Source organism: Sneathiella chungangensis (assembly GCF_009882935.1).
In the GTDB taxonomy this organism is placed as follows: Bacteria; Pseudomonadota; Alphaproteobacteria; order Sneathiellales; family Sneathiellaceae; genus Sneathiella; species Sneathiella chungangensis.
The window spans coordinates 584,345-604,153 of record NZ_WTVA01000001.1 but is presented as its reverse complement, the minus strand read 5'-3'; the positions used below and the strand labels follow the sequence as shown (position 1 = coordinate 604,153).

The 19,809-nt window shown below is 59.3% G+C and carries 18 protein-coding genes; 12 read left to right on the top strand and 6 right to left on the bottom strand.

Features of this window, described 5'->3' with window-relative positions:
* Window positions 1-22 precede the first annotated feature (22 nt).
* On the bottom strand, window positions 23-889 hold the full coding sequence (locus GQF03_RS02955; protein ID WP_162858406.1) for an ATP-binding protein: 867 nt from the start codon (window positions 887-889) through the stop codon (window positions 23-25).
* Window positions 890-1,136: 247 nt separating this feature from the next.
* On the opposite strand from GQF03_RS02955, the gene yajC reads away from it, so the two are divergent.
* The 5 genes from yajC (at window position 1,137) to GQF03_RS02935 (ending at window position 5,217) form a co-directional block, all read left to right on the top strand.
* On the top strand, window positions 1,137-1,496 hold the full coding sequence (gene yajC / locus GQF03_RS02950; protein ID WP_161337684.1) for a preprotein translocase subunit YajC: 360 nt from the start codon (window positions 1,137-1,139) through the stop codon (window positions 1,494-1,496).
* A gap of 12 nt (window positions 1,497-1,508) precedes the next feature.
* The gene (secD, locus tag GQF03_RS18695) at window positions 1,509-3,092 is read left to right on the top strand and encodes a protein translocase subunit SecD (protein WP_170078515.1); all 1,584 of its coding nucleotides are present in this window, start codon (window positions 1,509-1,511) and stop codon (window positions 3,090-3,092) included.
* Window positions 3,093-3,101: 9 nt separating this feature from the next.
* Complete coding sequence (gene secF, locus GQF03_RS18690) at window positions 3,102-4,073, top strand: protein translocase subunit SecF (RefSeq protein ID WP_206376245.1); 972 nt, start codon at window positions 3,102-3,104, stop codon at window positions 4,071-4,073.
* A 26-nt stretch (window positions 4,074-4,099) separates the two neighbouring features.
* Complete coding sequence (locus GQF03_RS02940; RefSeq protein ID WP_161337683.1) at window positions 4,100-4,477, top strand: Mth938-like domain-containing protein; 378 nt, start codon at window positions 4,100-4,102, stop codon at window positions 4,475-4,477.
* A 125-nt stretch (window positions 4,478-4,602) separates the two neighbouring features.
* Window positions 4,603-5,217 carry a urate hydroxylase PuuD gene (locus GQF03_RS02935; protein ID WP_161337682.1) on the top strand — a complete coding sequence of 205 codons (615 nt, stop codon included), beginning with the start codon at window positions 4,603-4,605 and terminating at the stop codon, window positions 5,215-5,217.
* 54 nt (window positions 5,218-5,271) lie between these two features.
* Here GQF03_RS02935 and GQF03_RS02930 read toward each other — a convergent pair whose 3' ends face one another.
* Window positions 5,272-5,862, bottom strand: a complete 591-nt coding sequence (locus GQF03_RS02930) for a superoxide dismutase (RefSeq protein ID WP_161337681.1) — start codon at window positions 5,860-5,862, stop codon at window positions 5,272-5,274.
* 171 nt (window positions 5,863-6,033) lie between these two features.
* Here GQF03_RS02930 and GQF03_RS02925 point away from each other — a divergent pair, with 171 nt between their 5' ends.
* Window positions 6,034-6,870, top strand: coding sequence for a squalene/phytoene synthase family protein (locus GQF03_RS02925; protein ID WP_161337680.1), 837 nt, complete (start codon window positions 6,034-6,036; stop codon window positions 6,868-6,870).
* Between the two features lie 5 nt (window positions 6,871-6,875).
* On the opposite strand, the gene GQF03_RS02920 is transcribed toward GQF03_RS02925, so the two are convergent.
* The 3 genes from GQF03_RS02920 to uvrA all read right to left on the bottom strand — a co-directional run bounded on the left by GQF03_RS02920 (window position 6,876) and on the right by uvrA (window position 12,252).
* On the bottom strand, window positions 6,876-7,868 hold the full coding sequence (locus GQF03_RS02920) for a hypothetical protein (protein ID WP_161337679.1): 993 nt from the start codon (window positions 7,866-7,868) through the stop codon (window positions 6,876-6,878).
* 141 nt (window positions 7,869-8,009) lie between these two features.
* Window positions 8,010-9,353 (bottom strand): methylenetetrahydrofolate--tRNA-(uracil(54)-C(5))-methyltransferase (FADH(2)-oxidizing) TrmFO, encoded by a 1,344-nt coding sequence (gene trmFO, locus GQF03_RS02915; RefSeq protein WP_161337678.1) that lies wholly within the window; start codon window positions 9,351-9,353, stop codon window positions 8,010-8,012.
* Between the two features lie 4 nt (window positions 9,354-9,357).
* Window positions 9,358-12,252, bottom strand: coding sequence for an excinuclease ABC subunit UvrA (gene uvrA, locus GQF03_RS02910; protein ID WP_161337677.1), 2,895 nt, complete (start codon window positions 12,250-12,252; stop codon window positions 9,358-9,360).
* Between the two features lie 204 nt (window positions 12,253-12,456).
* On the opposite strand from uvrA, the gene ssb reads away from it, so the two are divergent.
* The 3 genes from ssb to GQF03_RS02895 all read left to right on the top strand — a co-directional run bounded on the left by ssb (window position 12,457) and on the right by GQF03_RS02895 (window position 15,437).
* On the top strand, window positions 12,457-12,960 hold the full coding sequence (ssb, locus tag GQF03_RS02905; RefSeq protein WP_161337676.1) for a single-stranded DNA-binding protein: 504 nt from the start codon (window positions 12,457-12,459) through the stop codon (window positions 12,958-12,960).
* Window positions 12,961-13,048: 88 nt separating this feature from the next.
* Window positions 13,049-13,432, top strand: a complete 384-nt coding sequence (locus GQF03_RS02900; protein ID WP_161337675.1) for a VOC family protein — start codon at window positions 13,049-13,051, stop codon at window positions 13,430-13,432.
* Between the two features lie 7 nt (window positions 13,433-13,439).
* A complete protein-coding gene (locus tag GQF03_RS02895) occupies window positions 13,440-15,437 on the top strand; it encodes a hydantoinase/oxoprolinase N-terminal domain-containing protein (RefSeq protein WP_161337674.1) in 1,998 nt (665 codons plus the stop codon).
* Here the strand turns inward: GQF03_RS02895 and GQF03_RS02890 are convergent.
* Window positions 15,434-15,892: an Lrp/AsnC family transcriptional regulator gene (locus GQF03_RS02890; protein WP_161337673.1), complete on the bottom strand. Its 459-nt coding sequence runs from the start codon at window positions 15,890-15,892 to the stop codon at window positions 15,434-15,436. The genes GQF03_RS02895 and GQF03_RS02890 overlap by 4 nt on opposite strands.
* A gap of 153 nt (window positions 15,893-16,045) precedes the next feature.
* Between GQF03_RS02890 and GQF03_RS02885 the strand changes: the two genes are divergently transcribed.
* The 3 genes from GQF03_RS02885 (at window position 16,046) to coaD (ending at window position 19,770) form a co-directional block, all read left to right on the top strand.
* Window positions 16,046-16,309, top strand: a complete 264-nt coding sequence (locus GQF03_RS02885) for a DUF6356 family protein (RefSeq protein WP_161337672.1) — start codon at window positions 16,046-16,048, stop codon at window positions 16,307-16,309.
* Window positions 16,310-16,485: 176 nt separating this feature from the next.
* The gene (gyrA, locus tag GQF03_RS02880; protein ID WP_206376247.1) at window positions 16,486-19,194 is read left to right on the top strand and encodes a DNA gyrase subunit A; all 2,709 of its coding nucleotides are present in this window, start codon (window positions 16,486-16,488) and stop codon (window positions 19,192-19,194) included.
* Window positions 19,195-19,254: 60 nt separating this feature from the next.
* The gene (gene coaD, locus GQF03_RS02875; protein ID WP_161337671.1) at window positions 19,255-19,770 is read left to right on the top strand and encodes a pantetheine-phosphate adenylyltransferase; all 516 of its coding nucleotides are present in this window, start codon (window positions 19,255-19,257) and stop codon (window positions 19,768-19,770) included.
* The last annotated feature ends 39 nt before the right edge of the window (window positions 19,771-19,809 follow it).

Genomic DNA, 19,809 nt, shown 5'->3' with positions numbered 1-19,809 from the left:
CTGCGGCCCCAGAATTTCAGTCTTACCTGTCCTGGTCGATGACCGTTCCGGTGCGCCCGGCGATATCCTGAACATATTGCCAGGCGACGCGGCCGGACCGCGAGCCGCGCGTGCGTGTCCATTCGATCGCCTCGGCAACGAATTGCTCTTCCTCGATGGGGATCTTGTAATGCTTGAGATATCTGCGAATCATTTCGAGATATTCGTCCTGCGAGCAGCTGTGAAAGCCGAGCCAGAGCCCGAAACGGTCGGAGAGGGAGACTTTTTCTTCGATCGCCTCGGACGGCATGATGGCGGTCGCGCGTTCGTTCTCGATCATGTCCCGCCGCATCATATGGCGGCGGTTGGAGGTGGCGTAGAAGATTACGTTCGCCGGCCGCCCCTCAAGCCCGCCGTCAAGGACGGTCTTCAGCGACTTGTAGGTGGAATCGTCGCTGTCGAAGGAAAGATCGTCGCAGAAAATGACGCAGCGGCGTTTCGTTTTCTGCAGTTGCTGCATCAGGATTGGAAGGGACGGGATATCCTCGCGGTGGATCTCGATCAGCACCAGCGGCGGCTTGATCTCCCGGTTGACCTGGGCGTGGCTGGCCTTGACGAGCGAGCTTTTGCCCATGCCCCGTGCGCCCCAGAGAAGCGCGTTGTTGGCGGGCAGGCCCTTGGCGAAGCGCAGGGTGTTGTCATAGAGAATGTCGCGCACCCGGTCGATTCCGTGCAGGATCGACATATCCACATGATTTACCTTGGGGATCAGGCGAAGCCGGTTGCTCTCCGCCTCCCAGACGAACGCATCGCCGCTGTCGATATCGGCGTCGGCCTTTTCCGCCGGTGCAAGCCTGTCAAGACTGTCGGCAATGCGCGTCAACTGCGCGAGGATTTCATTGTTACTCATAGTCACCAATTGAAATTGCGGGGCGGTCACCCCAATTTACGGGTCAGGCACCATAAATGCCACCATATGGCAGAATGTTCAAGCGGCCGATTGCCAAGTCATGTCGAAGGTCCCGCAAATATCGGACTTTTCGGATTGCGGCTTGCATTGCGGGTCAAGAACAAGATAAAAGTCGTTCAGTATTTTCACGGGGGCGGGCCGGTTTGCCGCCTCTTCGTCATGAATTGCACCAAAGGACCTGTACAAAATGGACCAAGGACTCGCTCAACTTCTGCCGCTGGTATTGATCGGCGTCGTTTTTTACTTTCTCCTGATCCGCCCGCAACAGAAACGGGCGAAGGACCACAAGGCCATGATCGAGGCTGTGCGCCGAGGCGACAATGTCGTAACGGCAGGCGGCATCATCGGCAAGGTGACGAAAGTGCGCGATGACAATGTGGTGCAGATCGAAGTTGCGCCCGAAGTTCGCATCGACGTCGTGAAATCGACCCTGTCCGACGTCAAGAGCAAGGCCGATCCTGCTCCGGCGGCGAAAGACGCCGGCGACAAGACGGAAGGCGACAAGCCTGCGGGTGGCAATCCGGTCAGCAAGCTTTTCAAAAAGTAACGGCTTTTTCTCATGAACCGCTTCCCCATGTGGAAGATTATCGTTGTGCTGCTGGTCTGCGCCTTCGGGATAATCTACACACTTCCCAATTTCGTCAGTAAATCCAGTTTGAGCGGTTTACCGGACTGGCTGCCGACGAAGCAGGTCAACCTCGGGCTCGATTTGCAGGGCGGCTCCCATCTGCTGTTGCAGGTGGATGCCGGTGCCGTGAAGACGAAGATGATGGACAGCCTCGTTGACGGCGTGCGGGACAGCCTGCGGCAGCAGGGCGACAATGTCGGGTACCGCGATCTCGGCCATGACGGCGAAATCGTTTCCTTCACGTTGCGGGATGCGGCGGACGAGGAAAAGGCGCGCGAGCGGCTTTCGGACCTGTCCAACATCATGCCGAACGGGCAGCGCGATGTCGTGATCGAAGTCGGGGACGGGGGGCGCGTGACGCTGACCCCGAGCGAGGCGGCGATTATCCAGCGTCTCAGCTCCGCCGTTGACCAGTCGATCGAGATTGTCCGCCGCCGCGTCGACGAAACCGGCGTGAACGAGCCGACGATCCAGCGGCAGGGCCGGGACCGCATCCTGGTGCAGTTGCCGGGCGTCGACGATCCGGACCGGATCAAGCGATTGCTTGGCGAAACGGCGCAGCTGACCTTTCACATGGTCGACCTGACCGCCGATGTCGGCGCTGCCGGACGGGTGCCGCCCGGATCGAAGCGCCTGCAGTCGCTTAATGAGGGCAGCAGAACCTATATCATTGAAAACCGGGTGATGGTGTCGGGGGAGAATCTTGAAGACGCCCAGGCGACCTTCCAGAATGGTCAGCCGGTGGTCTCCATCCGCTTTGACGGGCTGGGCGCGAAACAGTTCGGCCGGGCGACATCGGAAAATGTCGGCAAACCCTTCGCCATCGTCCTCGATAACAAGGTCGTCAGCGCGCCGCGCATCAACGAGCCCATTCTTGGCGGCGCGGCGGTGATCAGCGGCGGCTTTGACGTTGCCGGGGCGCAGGACCTCGCGCTCCTGCTCCGGGCGGGCGCGCTGCCGGCGCCGCTTGATATCCTTGAGGAACGCTCCGTCGGGCCTGACCTTGGCGCCGACAGCATCGCCGCCGGTGAAGTGGCCGGCGTCATCGGTGTGATCGCCGTCGCCGTCTTCATGGTCTTGAGCTATGGCCTGTTCGGCATCTTCGCCAATGTCGCGCTCGCCATGAATATCTTCCTGATCATGGCGGTCCTGTCGGTTCTGGGCGCCACGCTGACCCTTCCGGGGATCGCCGGTATCGTGCTGACCATTGGTATGGCGGTGGACGCCAATGTGCTGATATTCGAGCGCATCCGAGAGGAAATCCGCGTCGGCAAATCGCCGCTGAATGCGGTCGAATCCGGTTTTGCCCGTGCCTTCACCACCATCATCGATGCCAATGTGACGACCGGTATCGCCGCCGTCATCCTGTTCGTCATGGGCTCCGGTCCGGTAAAGGGCTTCGCGGTGACCCTGCTGATCGGGATTATCAGTTCCATGTTCACGGCGATCATGCTCTCGCGCATGCTGATATCCTTCTGGATGCAGCGCAAGCGCCCGAAGACACTCGAGATTTAGGGAACCGGAATGATGAGAAAACTGAAACTTATTCCGGATAACACGAATATCCCGTTCCTCAAATTCAGGATGATGGCGTTCATCGTGTCGGCGGTGCTGATCCTGGCGTCGATCGGCCTGTTTTTCAGCCTCGGCCTCAACAAGGGCATCGATTTCGAAGGCGGCATCCTTGTCGAGGTGGGCATGGAACAGGCGCCCGAGCTTGGCGATATGCGAAGCTCGCTCGGTGGCCTCGGCCTCGGGCAGGTGGCGCTGCAATCCTTTGGCAGTGACACCGATATCCTGATCCGCGTGCAACGCCAGGAAGGCGACGCATCGGCGCAGGAGGAGGCGGTAACCCTCATCAAGCAGCAACTCGCCCAGGATTATGGCGACGCCATTTCCTATCGCCGGGTCGAATTTGTCGGGCCGACGGTCTCGAATGAGCTGGTGATCGCCGCGACCGAGGCGGTAGTTGTCGCGGTCCTCGCGATGTTGGTCTATATCTGGTTGCGCTTCGAATGGCATTATTCGGTGGGGGCGGTTATCGCACTTGTTCACGACGTGATTCTCACCATCGGCATGTTCGCCATCACGCGGATCGAATTTAATCTCGCCTCTGTCGCGGCGATCCTGACGATTGTCGGCTATTCGATCAACGATACGGTTGTCGTCTATGACCGGATTCGCGAGAATTTCCGCCGTTTCAAGAAGCTGTCCGTGCAGGATTTGATCAATCTTTCGATCAACGAGACCCTGACGCGAACCACGATGACCTCCTTCACGACGTTGCTGGCGCTCGTCGCGCTCTATATTTTCGGGGGAGAAGTGATCCGCGGATTTGCGATGGCCATGATTTTCGGTATCGTCGTCGGCACCTATTCCTCCATCTTTGTCGCCGCGCCGATCCTGTTGCAGATCGGCCTGACGCATCAGAAGGAAGAGGAAGAGGGGTTCGCCGGAGCAGAGCGGGCGGACGCCGACGCGGAAGAAAAAAGCTGATCCTCCGGTCGGCTTGAGGAGACATCATGCAGGACATTTCCGGCCTTCCGAAAGAAGGGCAGCAGCTCATTAACGGCTACGGTGATGGCGGCTTCCGGGTGAGCGGCGTCCGGTTTGAGGGCTCCGTGCTGATCCTGCCGGAAAAGACGCAACCGTGGGACATGCCGACGATCGACGACCTCAGCCTGGAAAGTCTCTCCGCCCTCACCGACGCGAGCGACAGGATTGAAATCCTACTGATCGGCTGCGGTGACGGGATGGCCTTTATCGAGGAGGATATCCGCGCCAGCCTCCGTCAGCAGGGCATCGTGATCGATGCCATGAGCACCGGGGCCGCCGTCCGCACCTATAATGTTCTCCTGCTCGAGCGCCGCCGTGTCGCCGCGGCCCTCGTCGCCGTCTGATCTCCCTTATATATTACCTACTTTACATATAGCGCCTTCCGGACATATGATTCGCCTCGCATCCTGTCGGCGGGGAATTTTGTGTGGTGCCGGCAGGATAATCCTTAAGGGGAAGGGGAGACGTTATGTCCAGTATCTTATCAAACCTCAGAAATACCGTTATTGCGGGTATCGTTCTCACAATTATCATGGTGGCGATCGTCACGGCGCTGACCGGTGGCGGCTTCGATATGGGCGGTCATGCCTATGGGGCCTTTTTCCTGCGCTGGCTGCATGTCCTGAGCGGGGTGATGTGGATCGGCCTGCTCTGGTACTTCAACTTCGTGCAGATCCCGAACATGCCGAATATCCCGGACGAGCAGAAACCGGCAATCGGCAAGGTGATTGCGCCGGCGGCGCTCTGGTGGTTCCGCTGGGGGGCGATGGCGACGATTATCACGGGGCTGCTGCTCGCCTGGGCGAATGGCTATCTTCTGGACGCCCTCACTCTTGGCGGGATGGACGGATTTAGCGTCGACAAGAGTCTCGCCATCGGCATTGGCATGTGGCTCGGTATCATCATGTGGTTCAATGTCTGGTTCGTGATCTGGCCGAACCAGAAGCGGGCCCTCGGCATTGTCGATGCGGATGCGGAAACCAAGGCCGCCTCCGCCCGGACCGCGATGCTGTTCTCACGGACCAATACGATGCTGTCGATCCCGATGCTCTACGCCATGGTCTCGGCGCAGAACCTGTTCTAGACAATAAAAAAGGCGCTTCCCGCAGGAAGCGCCTTTTCATGAATTAATCAGCGATTATGCCTTGGCGAGATTCTCGTTCGCGAAGTCCCAGTTGACCAGGTGATCGAGGAAGGTCGCGATATAGTCCGGGCGCCGGTTCTGGAAGTCGAGATAATAGGCATGCTCCCAGACGTCCATCGTCAGAAGGGGCGTGGCCCCGTCGGTCAGCGGGCAGGCCGCATTCGCGGTTTTCGTCACTTTCAGCTTGCCACCGTCGTGCACGAGCCAGGCCCAGCCGCTGCCGAACTGGGTTGCGCCGGCGGCCTTGAATTCCTCAACGAATTTGTCATAGGAGCCGAAATCCGCATCGATCTTCGCGGCGATTGCGCCGGTCGGCTTGCCGCCGCCGTTCGGCTTCATCGAGTGCCAGTAAAAGGTATGGTTCCAGACCTGTGCCGCGTTATTGAAGACGCCGGCCTTGGCCGCGTCGCCCGCGGTCTCCTTCATGATTTGCTCAAGGGAGCGGGAATCGTCACCGATCAGATTGTTCAAATTCGTCACATAGGCGTTGTGATGCTTTCCATAGTGAAAATCGAGGGTGTTCTCCGAAATATGCGGGGCGAGGGCGTTTTTTGCGTAGGGAAGGGGGGGAAGTTCGAAAGCCATAATAATTCCTCTTGCCAAATTACTGGTCAATTTTTCAGTTCATAATTCTGTGGAAATTCAAGCCCCTGAATGGGGAAAGAACTCGCTTATCGCTACTCTAACAGATATATACAAAATTATGCGGGCTTCCAGTTTTTTTATAATGATTCTATTCGAAAGTTGAGATGAACAGTGACCGGAGCGGATCAGAATTCCTTTTTATCCGAAGAAGTTAGGCGCTATGACTACGACCGCTGGCTGACCGTGCTGTTCGCGCCGGCGCCGGTTCGCAACGCCTATCTGGCCCTGCTTGCCTATCATTCGGAACTCGCCCGCATCCGCGAAACCGTCTCCGAACCGATGCTCGGCGATATCCGCCTGCAATGGTGGCGCGACGCCCTTGGAACTATGGAGGCGGGCGGAGCCGTACCGGTGCATCCGGTTGCCGAGGCGCTGGCCGAGACCCTGTCCGCTCATGACCTGTCGGTGGCGGACCTGCGCGAGATGATCGATGCGCGGGCCTGTGATCTCGACCCGCTTCCCTTCCAAACGGTGACGCAGCTTCTGGACTATGCCGGGCGGACCGGCGGCGTTCTGCAACGCCTTCTCTATCGCATTTCCGGCGGCGAGACGGCGGAGGGGGGCGCGGCCGCCTATCAGGTTGGCAAGGCCTATGCGCTCTGCGGCATTATCCGGGGCATTCCCTATCACGTGGCGCAGGATGTCCTGCGTGTCCCGAAGGAAATGATCACGGCGAAGGGCCTCACGGCAGCGACGCTGTTTTCCAAAGGGAACCGGCAGCACTTCTTCGAGATTGCACGGGAGCTCACGGAAATTGCCTTGGCCGAGCAGGAGAGGGCCCTGCGCCTCGTGAAAGCGCGTCCGCGATCTGAAAAGGCGGCCTACCGGCTGGCGTCGCTCACCTCCCTCTATCTCAGGCGGCTGACGGCCTCCAGTCATGATCCGGCGGATCGGAAAATGGATATCGGACCGGTCCGAAAGATAGCGGCGCTCGCGCTCGGGCGCTAAGAGGCCTACATATTGCCGAGGCGCCAGGTCTGCGACTGCATGAAATTGCGGGCGAGGAACTGGTAGGTTTCCTTGAGCAGCCGTTCGATTGCCGGGTCTTCCTCGATGATCATGTCGTCCCATTTTTCGACCATCTCGCTCCAGATCATGAAGCGCTGATGCAAATCGTCGCGGGTCCGGCGGATCGTTTCGATGGTCGGCTGGAAATTCTTGAGAATGACCATCACCTCGCAGGTCTGCGCATCGATTTCGGTGAAGGTCCGGTCGAATTTCCGGATGACCGGATCGATCAGGATCTGCATCCGGTTCAGTTCCTCCGATGTCGCCCGGTCGCGCCGGTAAAGGCCGGCGAGGCGGTTAAGGTTGGTGCTGATTTTCTTGATCTTGGTATAGTAGTCGCGCAGCGCCTCGATATAGGCGAGTTCGCGGATGACATCATCGATCTTGGCGACGACATCCTCGCGCCGGATGCCCAGCTTCTCGGCAATCTCGCGAAAGGCTTCCTGGACTTTCTCCTTGGTGTCGGGATCGTTGGAAATTTGCTCGAGTTCCTTGATATTGAGGACGATTTCCTCATTGCCGCTCAGCCAGGAAACGACCTGAACCGTGATGCGGCCGCGGGCGATTTCCTTGTGCATATCGTCGATCGACCAGGAGGCGGAACCGTCGAGAAGCTCGCGCGGGATGGAATCGTTGGGGCGGATTTCCCGGACGAATTTGAGCGCACTCCCGATGGTCGACAGCAGCTGGGCATCGGAGCTGTCCTTGTCGATGCCGAATTCCTTGCAGATCGACTTTGTGGGGATGGCGCCCTTTATCTCGCCGAGATTGACGAAATAGCAGGGTTCCTTGGTGTCATGGGTGAGGCTGAAATAGGCGCCGTCGACCGTGAAAATCTTGTGGTCGAAAGCGAAATAAACGCTCGGATCCCGCTTTTCTTCCATAGACTTACCCGCTGCGTCGCTTGCTTCCGCCTGATCTGGTTGCGCGTTGCTCATTCAATGTCCAGTGTCTCAATGCCCTCCCGGGCGCAGGGCCGCCGGAGTTGCTCGATCCTGATCATAGGAAAACATTCTATACAAAAGGTTACCAAGCGCCGTTTACCTGCCGGGCGAAACAGATAAGCGCGGCCGGGAAATCTATTCGGCGGCGATTTTCCTGTCTGTCCAGCGGGCAAAATCCTCGGCGGCGCGGCGGGTATAGGCCTGTTTGCGCTCCTTCTTGCGAATTTTACCTTCCGGCGGCGGGAAAAGGCCGAAATTGACGTTCATCGGCTGGAAGGTCGAGGCGTCCGCCCCGCCGGTGATATGGCCGAGAATGGCGCCAAGCGCGGTGGTGATCGGCGGGAGGATGAATTCCTCCCCCCGTATGTCGGCCGCCGCGAGCCGTCCGGCGACGAGGCCGACCGCCGTGCTTTCGACATAGCCCTCGACGCCCGTAATCTGCCCGGCAAAGCGGATATGCGGATGATTCTTGAGCCGCAACCGGCTGTCCAGAACCTCGGGGCTATTGATGAAGGTGTTGCGGTGCAGGCCGCCGAGGCGGGCAAATTCCGCATTTTCCAGCCCCGGTATGGTCTGAAAAATGCGCTTCTGCTCCCCATAGGTAAGCTTGGTCTGGAAGCCGACCATGTTATAGAGGGTGCCGAGCTTGTTATCTTGCCGCAGCTGGACGACCGCATAGGGCTTCTCGTCGGAATTGGGATTGGTGAGGCCGACCGGTTTCATCGGGCCGAAGCGGAGCGTCTCGGGGCCGCGTTCCGCCATCACCTCGATCGGCAGGCAGCCATCGAAATATGGGGTATTCTTCTCCCATTCCTTGAATTCCGTCTTGCCGCCCTCATTGAGCGCCTGAATAAAATCGCGGTACTGCGCCTCGGTCATCGGGCAATTGATGTAATCCGATCCGTCGCCCTTGTCATAGCGGGACTGGAACCAGGCGATATCAAAATTGATGCTGTCCTTATAGACAATCGGCGCGATGGCATCGAAGAAGGCAAGCGCATCGGCCCCGGTTGCCGCATGGATCTTTTCGGCGAGCGCGCCGGAGGTGAGGGGGCCGGTCGCGATAATTACCTGCTCCCAGTCGGCGGGGGGCAGGTCGGTCACCTCCTCGCGTTCGATGGTGATCAGCGGATGCGCGGTGATCTTTTCCTCGACATAGTTCGAGAACCCGACGCGATCGACCGCAAGGGCCCCGCCCGCCGGCACCCGATTGATATCGGCGCTTTCCATGATGAGGGAGCCGAGATCCCGCATCTCCCGGTGGAGGAGGCCGACGGCGTTGTTTTCCGCGTCATCGGAGCGGAAGGAATTGGAACAGACAAGCTCGGCGAGGCCATCGGTCAGATGCGCGTCGGTTCCGCGCACCGGGCGCATCTCATGCAGGATAACGGGAACCCCGGCGCGCGCGACCTGCCAGCTTGCCTCGCTCCCCGCAAGGCCGCCGCCGATCACATGAACGGGTTTTCTGCTCTCTGACATGATCCTATGCCGCCTTCGTCTTCTTTGGCTTTTTCGCCTTGGCTTCCGCCTGCTTGACCGGTGGCCGTTTGGCGAGAATGTCTTTCAGATACTGCCCGGTATAGCTTGCCTCGACCTTCGCGACGTCTTCCGGCGTGCCTTCAGCCACCAGATAGCCGCCCGCATCGCCGCCATCGGGGCCCATGTCGATGACCCAGTCGGCGGTCTTGATGACTTCCAGGTTATGCTCGATCACGAGAACGCTGTTGCCCGCATCGACAAGCGCCTGAAGAACTTCCATCAGTTTGCGCACATCCTCGAAATGCAGGCCGGTGGTCGGCTCATCGAGGATATAGAGCGTGCGGCCCGTCGCCCGGCGGGAGAGTTCCTTCGCGAGCTTGACGCGCTGCGCCTCACCGCCTGAGAGGGTCGTCGCCTGCTGCCCGACATGGATATAGCCGAGGCCGACCTGCTGCAACGTCTCGAATTTTTCGCGGACGTTCGGCACTGCCTTGAAGAAGACGGCGGCATCATCGACGGTCATATTGAGCACGTCGGAGATGGACTTGTCCTTGAACTTGATTTCCAGAGTCTCGCGGTTATAGCGATCCCCCTTGCAGACGTCGCATTGCACATAGACGTCGGGCAGAAAATGCATCTCGATTTTGATGACGCCGTCGCCCTTACAGGCCTCGCAGCGGCCGCCCTTCACGTTGAAGGAGAAACGCCCCGATTTATAACCGCGCGCCTTGGCCTCCGGCAGGCCCGCGAACCATTCGCGGATCGGCGTGAAGGCGCCGGTATAGGTCGCCGGGTTGGAGCGCGGGGTCCGCCCGATGGGGGACTGATCGATATCGACGATCTTGTCGAGCCATTCGATCCCCTCGATCCGGTCATGCGGTCCCGGGTGGTTGCGGTTGTTGTTGAGCTTTTTCGCGATCGCCTTATAGAGCGTCTCGATAATCAGTGAGGATTTGCCGCCGCCGGAGACGCCGGTGACACAGGTAAAGGTGCCGAGCGGGATATTCACATTGACCCGCTTGAGGTTGTTGTGGCGCGCGCCGATGATGCGAATCTGGCGCGATTCCTTCACCTCCCGCCGCTGTTTGGGAAGCGGGACTTCCATCTCGCCGGACAGATACTTGCCGGTGATACTTTCCGGCTCCTTCATGATGTCTTCGGGCGTGCCCTGCGCGATCAGGCGGCCGCCGTGACGACCCGCGCGCGGGCCCATATCGACCACATGATCGGCGGTCAGGATCGCTTCCTCGTCATGTTCGACGACGATAACGGAATTGCCCTGGTCGCGAAGGTTGACGAGGGTCTTGAGAAGCCGGGCATTGTCCCGCTGATGCAACCCGATGGAGGGTTCGTCCAGCACATAGAGCACGCCGGTGAGGCCCGAGCCGATCTGCGAGGCGAGGCGTATCCGCTGGCTCTCGCCCCCCGACAAGGTGCCGGACGAGCGGGAGAGCGTCAGGTATTCCAGCCCGACATCGACAAGGAAGCCGAGCCGCTCGTTGATTTCCTTGAGCACCCGCTCGGCGATGGAGTTATCTTTCTCCGACAGCACGCCGGAAAGTTCCTCGAACCATTTGCGGGCGTCGAGAATGGATTTTTCGACCACCTCGCCGATATGCAGGTTGTTGATGCGGATCGCGAGGCTCTCTTCCTTCAGCCGATGCCCGCCGCATTTGGAACAGTTGGTCTTGTCCTGATATTTCTCCAGATCCTCCCGGACCCAGCTGCTGTCCGTCTCGCGCCAGCGCCGCTCGATATTCGGGATCACGCCCTCGAACGGCTTGTTGGTCTTGTAGGTGCGCAGGCCGTCATCGAAGGTGATCTGGATTTTCTCCTCCCCCGTGCCGTAAAGAATCGCCTTCTGCTGTTCTTCCGTAAGGTCTTCCCAGGGTTCGGTGGTGGTGAAGCCGTAATGCTTCGCGAGCGCCTCTAGCGTCTGCATGTAATAGGGCGCGGGCGTCTGGGAGCGGGACCAGGGCGCAATGGCGCCTTCGCGCAGGGTGAGCGTGACATCGGGCACGATCTGGTCGGGATCGAAGAACATCTCGGTGCCCAAACCGCCGCAGGCCGTGCAGGCGCCATACGGGTTGTTGAAGGAGAAGATGCGCGGCTCGATCTCCTCGATCGTGAAGCCGGAAACCGGGCAGGCGAACTTCGACGAAAACATCGTCCGGTCCTTCGTATCCGCATCCTCGACGGCAAAAAGACCGTCCGCGAGGTCGAGCGCCGTCTCGATGGAATCGGCGAGGCGGCCCTGAATATCCTCATTCAGCACGACCCGGTCCACGACCACGTCGATATGATGCTTGATCTGCTTGTCGAGCTCGGGCACTTCCTCGATATCGAAAATCTCGCCATCGACCTTGACGCGCTGGAAACCCCGTTTCCGAAGATCGAGGAATTCCTTGCGATATTCGCCCTTGCGGCCGCGCACGATCGGCGCCATCAGATAGAGCCGCTTGCCGTTCCCCATGGCCATCACCTGATCGACCATCTGGCTTACCGTCTGGCTGGTGATCGGCAGGCCCGTCGCCGGGGAGTAGGGAACGCCGATACGGGCATACAAAAGGCGCAGATAGTCGTAGATTTCCGTCACCGTCCCGACGGTGGAGCGCGGATTCTTCGAGGTTGTCTTCTGCTCGATCGAGATGGCCGGGCTGAGGCCGTCGATATGATCGACATCCGGCTTCTGCATCATCTCGAGGAACTGCCGCGCATAGGCCGACAGGCTTTCCACATAGCGCCGTTGCCCCTCCGCATAGATGGTGTCGAAGGCGAGGGAGGACTTGCCGGAGCCCGAAAGCCCGGTGATCACCACCAGCTGGTCGCGGGGGATGTCAATATTGACATTCTGCAAGTTGTGTTCGCGGGCGCCGCGGATGCTGAGAATTTTCTGCATTCGGATAATATACCTGACGTGATCTTGAATGATGGCCGGAATTTATCGGTTAACGCGGTAAATTACCAGTCACAATCCGAAAAAATGTTTTCATTTTGTTCACGGTCGACATTCTGGTCGAAAAGCACTGGCCAGAGGCGCTTTTGCACGTTATTGTCTGGCCAGAATTTTTTACGGGAAATTAGAATCGGAAGCGAAATCATCATGGCGGGCAGCGTTAATAAAGTCATTCTTGTTGGAAATCTGGGCGCGGATCCCGAAGTTCGCTATATGAACAACGGCAAGCCTGTCTGTAACCTCCGGGTGGCGACGAGCGAATCCTGGCGCGACCGCGACAGCGGTGAGCGCAAGGAACGCACGGAATGGCACAGGGTTGTGATCTTCAACGAAGGACTTTGCAAGATCGCCGAGCAATATCTCAAGAAGGGCTCGAAAATCTATCTCGAAGGCCAGCTTCAGACCCGCCAGTATGAACAGGACGGCATCACCAAATATTCGACCGAGGTTGTGCTGCAGGGCTTTAATTCCGCGCTCACCATGCTCGACAGCGCCGGTGGCGGTCAGGGTCAGGGCGCCGGCTACGGCGGGGCGCAGGGCGGCAATGAATATGGCGGCGGTGGCGCCCCGAGCGGCGGCGGAGACAGGAGCTATGGCGGTCCGGCCGGCAGCGGCATGGGCGGCGACTTCGACGACGATATACCGTTCTGATCGTTGGATGACGGGAAGAAAGTGAGAAAAGGCTGTCCCTTGCGGGCGGCCTTTTTTATTTGACAAGGAACAGCAGGGAGGAAAGAAAATGGCGATAGATCATGTTTCCGTTGCGGTCAGCGACATTGCGAAAAGCGGGCAATTCTATGATGCGGTGCTCGGGCATCTCGGCATGACGCGCATTGCCGACCGGCCGACGATGATCGGTTATGGCAAGAAATTCCCCGAATTCTGGATTAATGCGCGCCCCGAAATGGCGCCGGTCGCCGCCGATACCGGCTGTCACATCGCCCTCCGTACCCGCAGCGAGGAACTGGTCACCGCCTGCTACGAGGCAGCGCTCGCGGGCGGCGGCGCGGATGCCGGGAAACCGGGAATGCGCCCGGCTGCGCTCACCACTTATTTTGGCGCCTTTTTCACCGATCCCGACGGCAACAAGGTCGAGTTACTCACCTTCCCGCAACCAGTATAACGCTTCCATGACCTTATTGCTCGGCATTGATACCGGCGGCACCTATACGGACGCCGTGCTGTTTGATGAGGAAAAGGGCGTCATCGCCAGCGCCAAATCGCTGACGACGCGGGAAGACTATGCAATCGGTATCGGGAATTCCCTCGCCAAAGTGATTGCGGCGGAAGGAATCACGCCGGGCGACATCGGCCTGGTGTCGCTTTCGACCACGCTCGCCACCAATGCGCTGGTTGAAGGGCAGGGCGGGCGCATCTGCCTGGTGATGATCGGTTTTGAGGAGAGCGCGCTTGATCGCAATAACCTCCGTGAGGCCCTTAAAGGCGATCCGGTCATTTTCCTCGGCGGCGGCCATAACGGACATGGGGAAGCGCTGGCGCCGCTCGACGAGGACAAGCTGACGGCGGAGCTGGCCGCCATGGAGGGAAGCGTTTCCGCCTTTGCCGTTGCCGGCTTATTCGCGATCCGCAATCCCGAGCATGAACTCCGGGCGCGCGAATTGATCCTCGCCCATTCCGGCAACAGCGTCACCTGCAGCCATGAGCTTTCCAGCAAGCTCGACGGGCCGCGACGGGCGCTGACCTCGGTCCTGAATGCGCGGTTGATCAATCTCATCCATCATCTGGTCGCCTCGACGGAGGCCCTGCTTGCGCAAACCAGGATCAACGCTCCGCTAATGGTGGTGCAGGGCGACGGCGCGCTCATCTCCGCCGAAATTGCCAAGGTGAAGCCGATCGAGACCATTCTCTCCGGTCCCGCCGCGAGCCTTGTCGGGGCGGCCTATCTGAGCGGCGAGACGGACGCCATGGTTTCCGATATCGGCGGCACGACGACGGATATCGCGCTTCTTGACGGGGGACGACCGCGGCTGGATGCGGAGGGGGCGACGGTCGGCGGCTGGCGGACAATGGTCGAGGCGGTGGCGATGTATACCGTCGGCCTTGGCGGGGACAGCGAGGTTTCGGCGGTGCGGTCCGGCCTGTCGCTCGCCATTGGCCTCGGGCCGAGACGACTTGTGCCGGTCAGCCTGTTCGCCCTTGACCATGCCGATCTTGTCCATCGCACGCTCGATGCCGCGCTCGGACAGGAGCGGGTAACGGAAACCTCCGGCCGGTTCGCCGCTGTCATCGGACGGCAGAGCGCCCATCTCGCGGCCCTGAAACCGCTTGAGCGCGACCTTCTTGATGAATTGCAAAAAGGGCCGGTGGCGCTGGACAAGCTGATTGTGAAGCGCCGGTATCTGACGGCGCTCGACCGGCTTGTCTCCATGGGGCTTGTCATGGTCGCGGGCCTTACGCCGTCGGATGCGGCCCATGTTCTCCGGCTCCATGATGCCTGGGACCGCGGGGCGGCGGAGATGGCGGCGGCGCTGTTCGCCCGCAACAAGGATAGCCGCGGGATGGCGATCGCGCCCTCCGCCGACGCGCTGAGCCGGATGATTGTCGATGCGCTGGTGACGACATCAAGCGAGACACTGATCGAGGCTGCCCTTGCGGGAAATGAGCAGCTTCCGCCGTCCCTTGCGGTCAGCCTTTATCGCGCCGCCCGCCGGCCCGAGGCGCATCCGCTCGTCGATCTGAGCATCGGCTTTCGAAAACCGGTGATCGGGCTCGGCGCCTCCGCCCATATCTATTATCCGGAGGTCGCGGGGCGCCTGCGCACCCGGGCGATCATTCCCGATCATGCCGGTGTCGCCAATGCCGTCGGCGCGGTTGTGGGTCAGGTCCGCGTCAGCGCCAATGCCACCATCATGCCGACGGAAACGGATGAATTCCGCCTCTATCACAGCGGCGAGCCGCTGGACTTCGCAACCTTGGAGGCGGCCGCCTTGGCGGCGCAGGAACTCCTGACCCGGGAGGCGGAGGAGATGGCGACGGCCGCGGGCGCCATGCAAATCCATACGACGTTCGACCGCAAAGACAATGTCGCCCTGATCGACGGCCGCGAATTGTTTATCGAGAGCCTTTTGACCGTCGTAGCGTTCGGACGGCCACGCATTGCCCGCTAAATCGACTGAAGCGGCAGGGCGGTGGTGAACTTTATCTCCTCCATCGCGAAATTGGAGCTGACGTCGGAGAGCTCGACCTCCTGAATGAGCCGGTGATAGAACCGATCGTAGGCGGCAACGTCCTTCACCGCGACTTTCAGCAGATAATCGATATCGCCGCTCATCCGGTAGAATTCCATGATCTCCGGAAACTTATCGACGGTCTCGGCGAATTTCCTGAGCCAGTCGACATCATGGCGGCTTGTCTTGATGGCGACAAAAACGGTGACCGGCAAATTCAGCTTGCTCCGATCGAGAAGGGTGACCTGGCCGCGGATGATGCCCGCGTCCTCCAGCGACTTGATGCGCCGCCAGCAGGCGGTGCGCGAACAGCCGACCTCACCGGCGAGGTCCGCGACGGCGATGGAGCTGTCCTTTTGCAGGCGAGTCAGAATTTTCTGGTCAATATGATCCATGGGTAAATATCCCGTAAAATATAAAAATTACGAGCAATATGTTTCACATAAATTGTCATATGCGTCAATAAAGGACAAAAATTTCCGTATGATCGGTTATTATTGTCCCCAAGTTGTGAGTATGAATGACCATTAGAAACCGGACCAAGACAGATGACGATCCTGAAACTCTTTACCGAGCATCCCGCTTCCGTCAATGAAAGCTATGCCGAGCATATGGAAATGTCCGGCACCTTCGCATTCTGGCTGTTTGTCGCCGGGTTTTGCGCGACCGTCCATGCCGTCTTCCCATTCCTTTTTGAAAAGACGGGAAGCCGGATCATAACCAAATTGCATGACCGGATGGTCACGAACCGCGTGCGCAGGGCGACGCCGGTTTCCCGCGGACAGCAGGCGCTCGACAGCGCCGCCCTTTAAGGGGCGCAACAAGCGGCGAAAGGGCGCCTTTCTGGCCCGCTAAAGGTTGCGCGAGGGGCTGATATCTTGTAGAACAGGGCAACCCTGTTCACAGCCGTTTCGGGCAGGGGAGTTTTACCATTTTCCCATGCCTGAATCATCTCAGGCATAAGCAAGTTTATTCAGGAATCCCTGCCTTGAGCGATGTAACCAACCCTCCTTTCGACAAGCATATTGTGCCCGTTACCATCGAGGAGGAAATGCGGCGGTCGTATCTCGACTACGCCATGAGCGTGATTGTGTCGCGCGCGCTTCCAGATGCCCGTGACGGCCTCAAGCCGGTGCACCGGCGCATCATCTACGCGATGTATGAGAACGGCTATACCTCCGACAAGGCCTTCCGCAAATCCGCCCGTGTCGTCGGTGACGTGATGGGTCGTTACCATCCCCATGGCGACAGCGCGATCTATGACGCCATGGTGCGCCTCGCGCAGGATTTCTCGATGAGCCTCAAACTGGTTGAGGGGCAGGGTAACTTCGGCTCGATGGACGGCGACAAGGCCGCGGCCATGCGTTACACCGAGGCGCGGCTTGAAAAGGCGGCCGAGAGCCTGATCGACGATATAGACAAGGACACCGTTGATTTCGTCAATAACTATGACGACAGCGAGCGCGAGCCCTCGGTTCTGCCGGCGCGCTATCCCAATCTGCTGGTCAATGGCGCAGGCGGCATTGCCGTCGGCATGGCGACCAATATCCCGCCGCATAACCTTGGCGAAGTGATTGACGGGGCGCTCGCCCTCCTTGAGAAGCCGGACATGGCGGTCGAGGAACTGATTGACTATATCCCCGGTCCGGATTTCCCGACCGGCGGCATTATCCTCGGACGCAGCGGATCGATCAGCGGCCTCACCACCGGGCGCGGCTCGGTGATCATGCGGGCGAAGGTGGATATCGAGGAAATCCGCAAAGAACGTCAGGCCCTGATCGTCAGCGAAATTCCCTACCAGATCAACAAGGCGCGGCTCGTCGAGCAGATTGCCGACCTGGTGCGGGCGAAAAAGATCGACGGAATCGGCGATCTCCGCGATGAATCGGACCGGCATGGCGTGCGCGTGGTGATCGAGATCAAGCGCGATGCGATGGCCGAGGTGGTACTGAACCAGCTGTACCGCTTTACCTCCCTGCAGACCTCCTTCGGCGTCAATATGCTGGCGCTCAATCGCGGCAAGCCGGAGCTTCTGAACGTCAGGGAACTGCTCGAGGCCTTCCTCGATTTCCGCGAAGAGGTTATCTCAAGGCGGACCAAGTTCCTGCTGGGCAAGGCGCGGGAGCGGGCACATGTGTTGATCGGTCTCGCCATCGCGGTTGCCAACATTGATGAAGTGATCAAGCTGATCCGTGCGGCGCCGGACCCGGCAACGGCGCGCGCCGAACTGATGGGCCGCGACTGGCCGGCGAACTCCGTCGAGGCGCTGATCCGGCTTGTCGATGATCCCGAGCATATGATCAATGCCGACGGTACCTACCGTCTGTCCGAAGCCCAGGCGCGGGCGATCCTCGATCTCCGCCTGCAGCGCCTGACCGCGCTCGGCCAGAACGAGATCGGTGACGAACTCAAGGATTTGGGAACGAAAATTCTCGACTATCTCGATATTCTGTCCAGCCGGCCGCGCCTGATCGGGATTATCCGCGACGAACTTCTGGAAATGAAGGAGAAATACGCGGTTCCGCGGCGTACGCAGATCGAGGAAAACGAGTTCGAGCATGATATCGAGGATTTGATCCAGCGCGAGGATATGGTGCTGACGGTCAGCCACAAGGGATATATCAAGCGCGTGCCGCTCTCGACCTACCGGCCGCAGCGCCGCGGTGGCAAGGGCCGTGCGGGCATGCAGACCCGTGACGAGGATTTCGTAACGCAGGTCTTTGTCGTGAACACCCATACGCCGGTGCTGTTCTTCTCCTCCTTCGGGCGGGTCTACAAGCTGAAGGTCTACCGGCTGCCGCTCGGCTCGCCGCAGAGCCTCGGCAAGGCGATCATCAATCTCCTGCCACTGGAGGAGGGTGAGGTGATCTACACCTTGATGCCGCTCCCCGAGGAGGAGGAAAGCTGGTCGGAACTCGAGGTTATGTTCGCGACCGCCAAGGGCAATGTCCGGCGCAACCAGCTCAGCGATTTCTCCAACGTGAAATCGAACGGCAAGATCGCCATGAAGCTGGATGAAGATGACCAGCTTATCGGCGTTCAGATCTGTACGCCTGATTCCGATGTGCTGCTGGTCGCCAAAGGCGGCAAATGCATCCGCTTCCGCGCAACCGATGTGCGCCTGTTCAAGGGCCGCGATTCAAGCGGCGTGCGCGGCATGAAGCTCGCCAACGGGGACAGCGTCATCGGCATGTCGATCCTCAATCACGTCGACGTCGATACGGAAACCCGCGATGCCTATCTCCGGGCGCGCAAATCCGTCGATGACAGTGGCAACGTCACCGAGTATGGCGATATTTCGGCCGAGACCTATGAGACCTTGCTAAAAGATGAGGAAGTCCTGCTCGCCATCACCGAAAACGGCTATGGCAAGCGGACGAATGCCTTCGAATACCGCGTCACGAACCGCGGCGGCCAGGGGATCATCAATATTGAAACCTCGAGCCGGAACGGGGAGGTCGTTGCGACGTTCCCGATTACGGAGGATGAGCAGATCATGCTGGTCACCAACGGCGGCAAGCTGATCCGGACGCCTGTCACCGATATCCGGATCGCCGGCCGGAATACGCAGGGCGTCACGCTCTTCAAGACGGCGGAAGGCGAGAAGGTCGTATCCGTCACCGCGCTTGCCGATGCGAAATCGGATGACGAGGGCGGAGAGGACGCCGATCCCGCCGGTGAGGAAGAAAACGACTGACCGCCTGTGCAGAATAATCAAGCTAACGCAAAGAAGTAGCAAAGAAAGGAAATAAATTTCATGCCGAAGAATCGCGTAGGATTGTACCCGGGGACCTTTGATCCGATCACCCTCGGCCATTATGATATCATCCGGCGGGCGTCGAAACTGGTTGATACGCTGGTGATTGGTGTGGCGATGAACCCGGGGAAAAATCCTCTTTTTACCGTCGAAGAACGCGTGGAAATGGTCGAGAAAATGACCGAGGAATTTCCGGGCACCAATTTCGTCGTGAAACCCTTCAACAACCTTCTCATGCATTTCGCGGAGCAGGTGGGCGCCTCGATTATTATTCGCGGTCTTCGCGCCGTATCCGACTTTGAATATGAATTCCAGATGGTGGGCATGAACCGGCGCCTGAATTCCGAGATTGAAACGGTTTTCCTGATGGCCTCCGACCAGCATCAGTTCATTGCCTCCAGCCTGGTCAAGGAAATTGCCTTGCTGGATGGGGATATTACGAAATTTGTTTCCGCAGCGACGGCGCAGAAAATTGTCGAGCGCGTCGAGCTGATCCGGAGCAATAAAACCAGCTAACACTACTGTCCGGGAGGGATCCGGACGCAACAGGAGCGA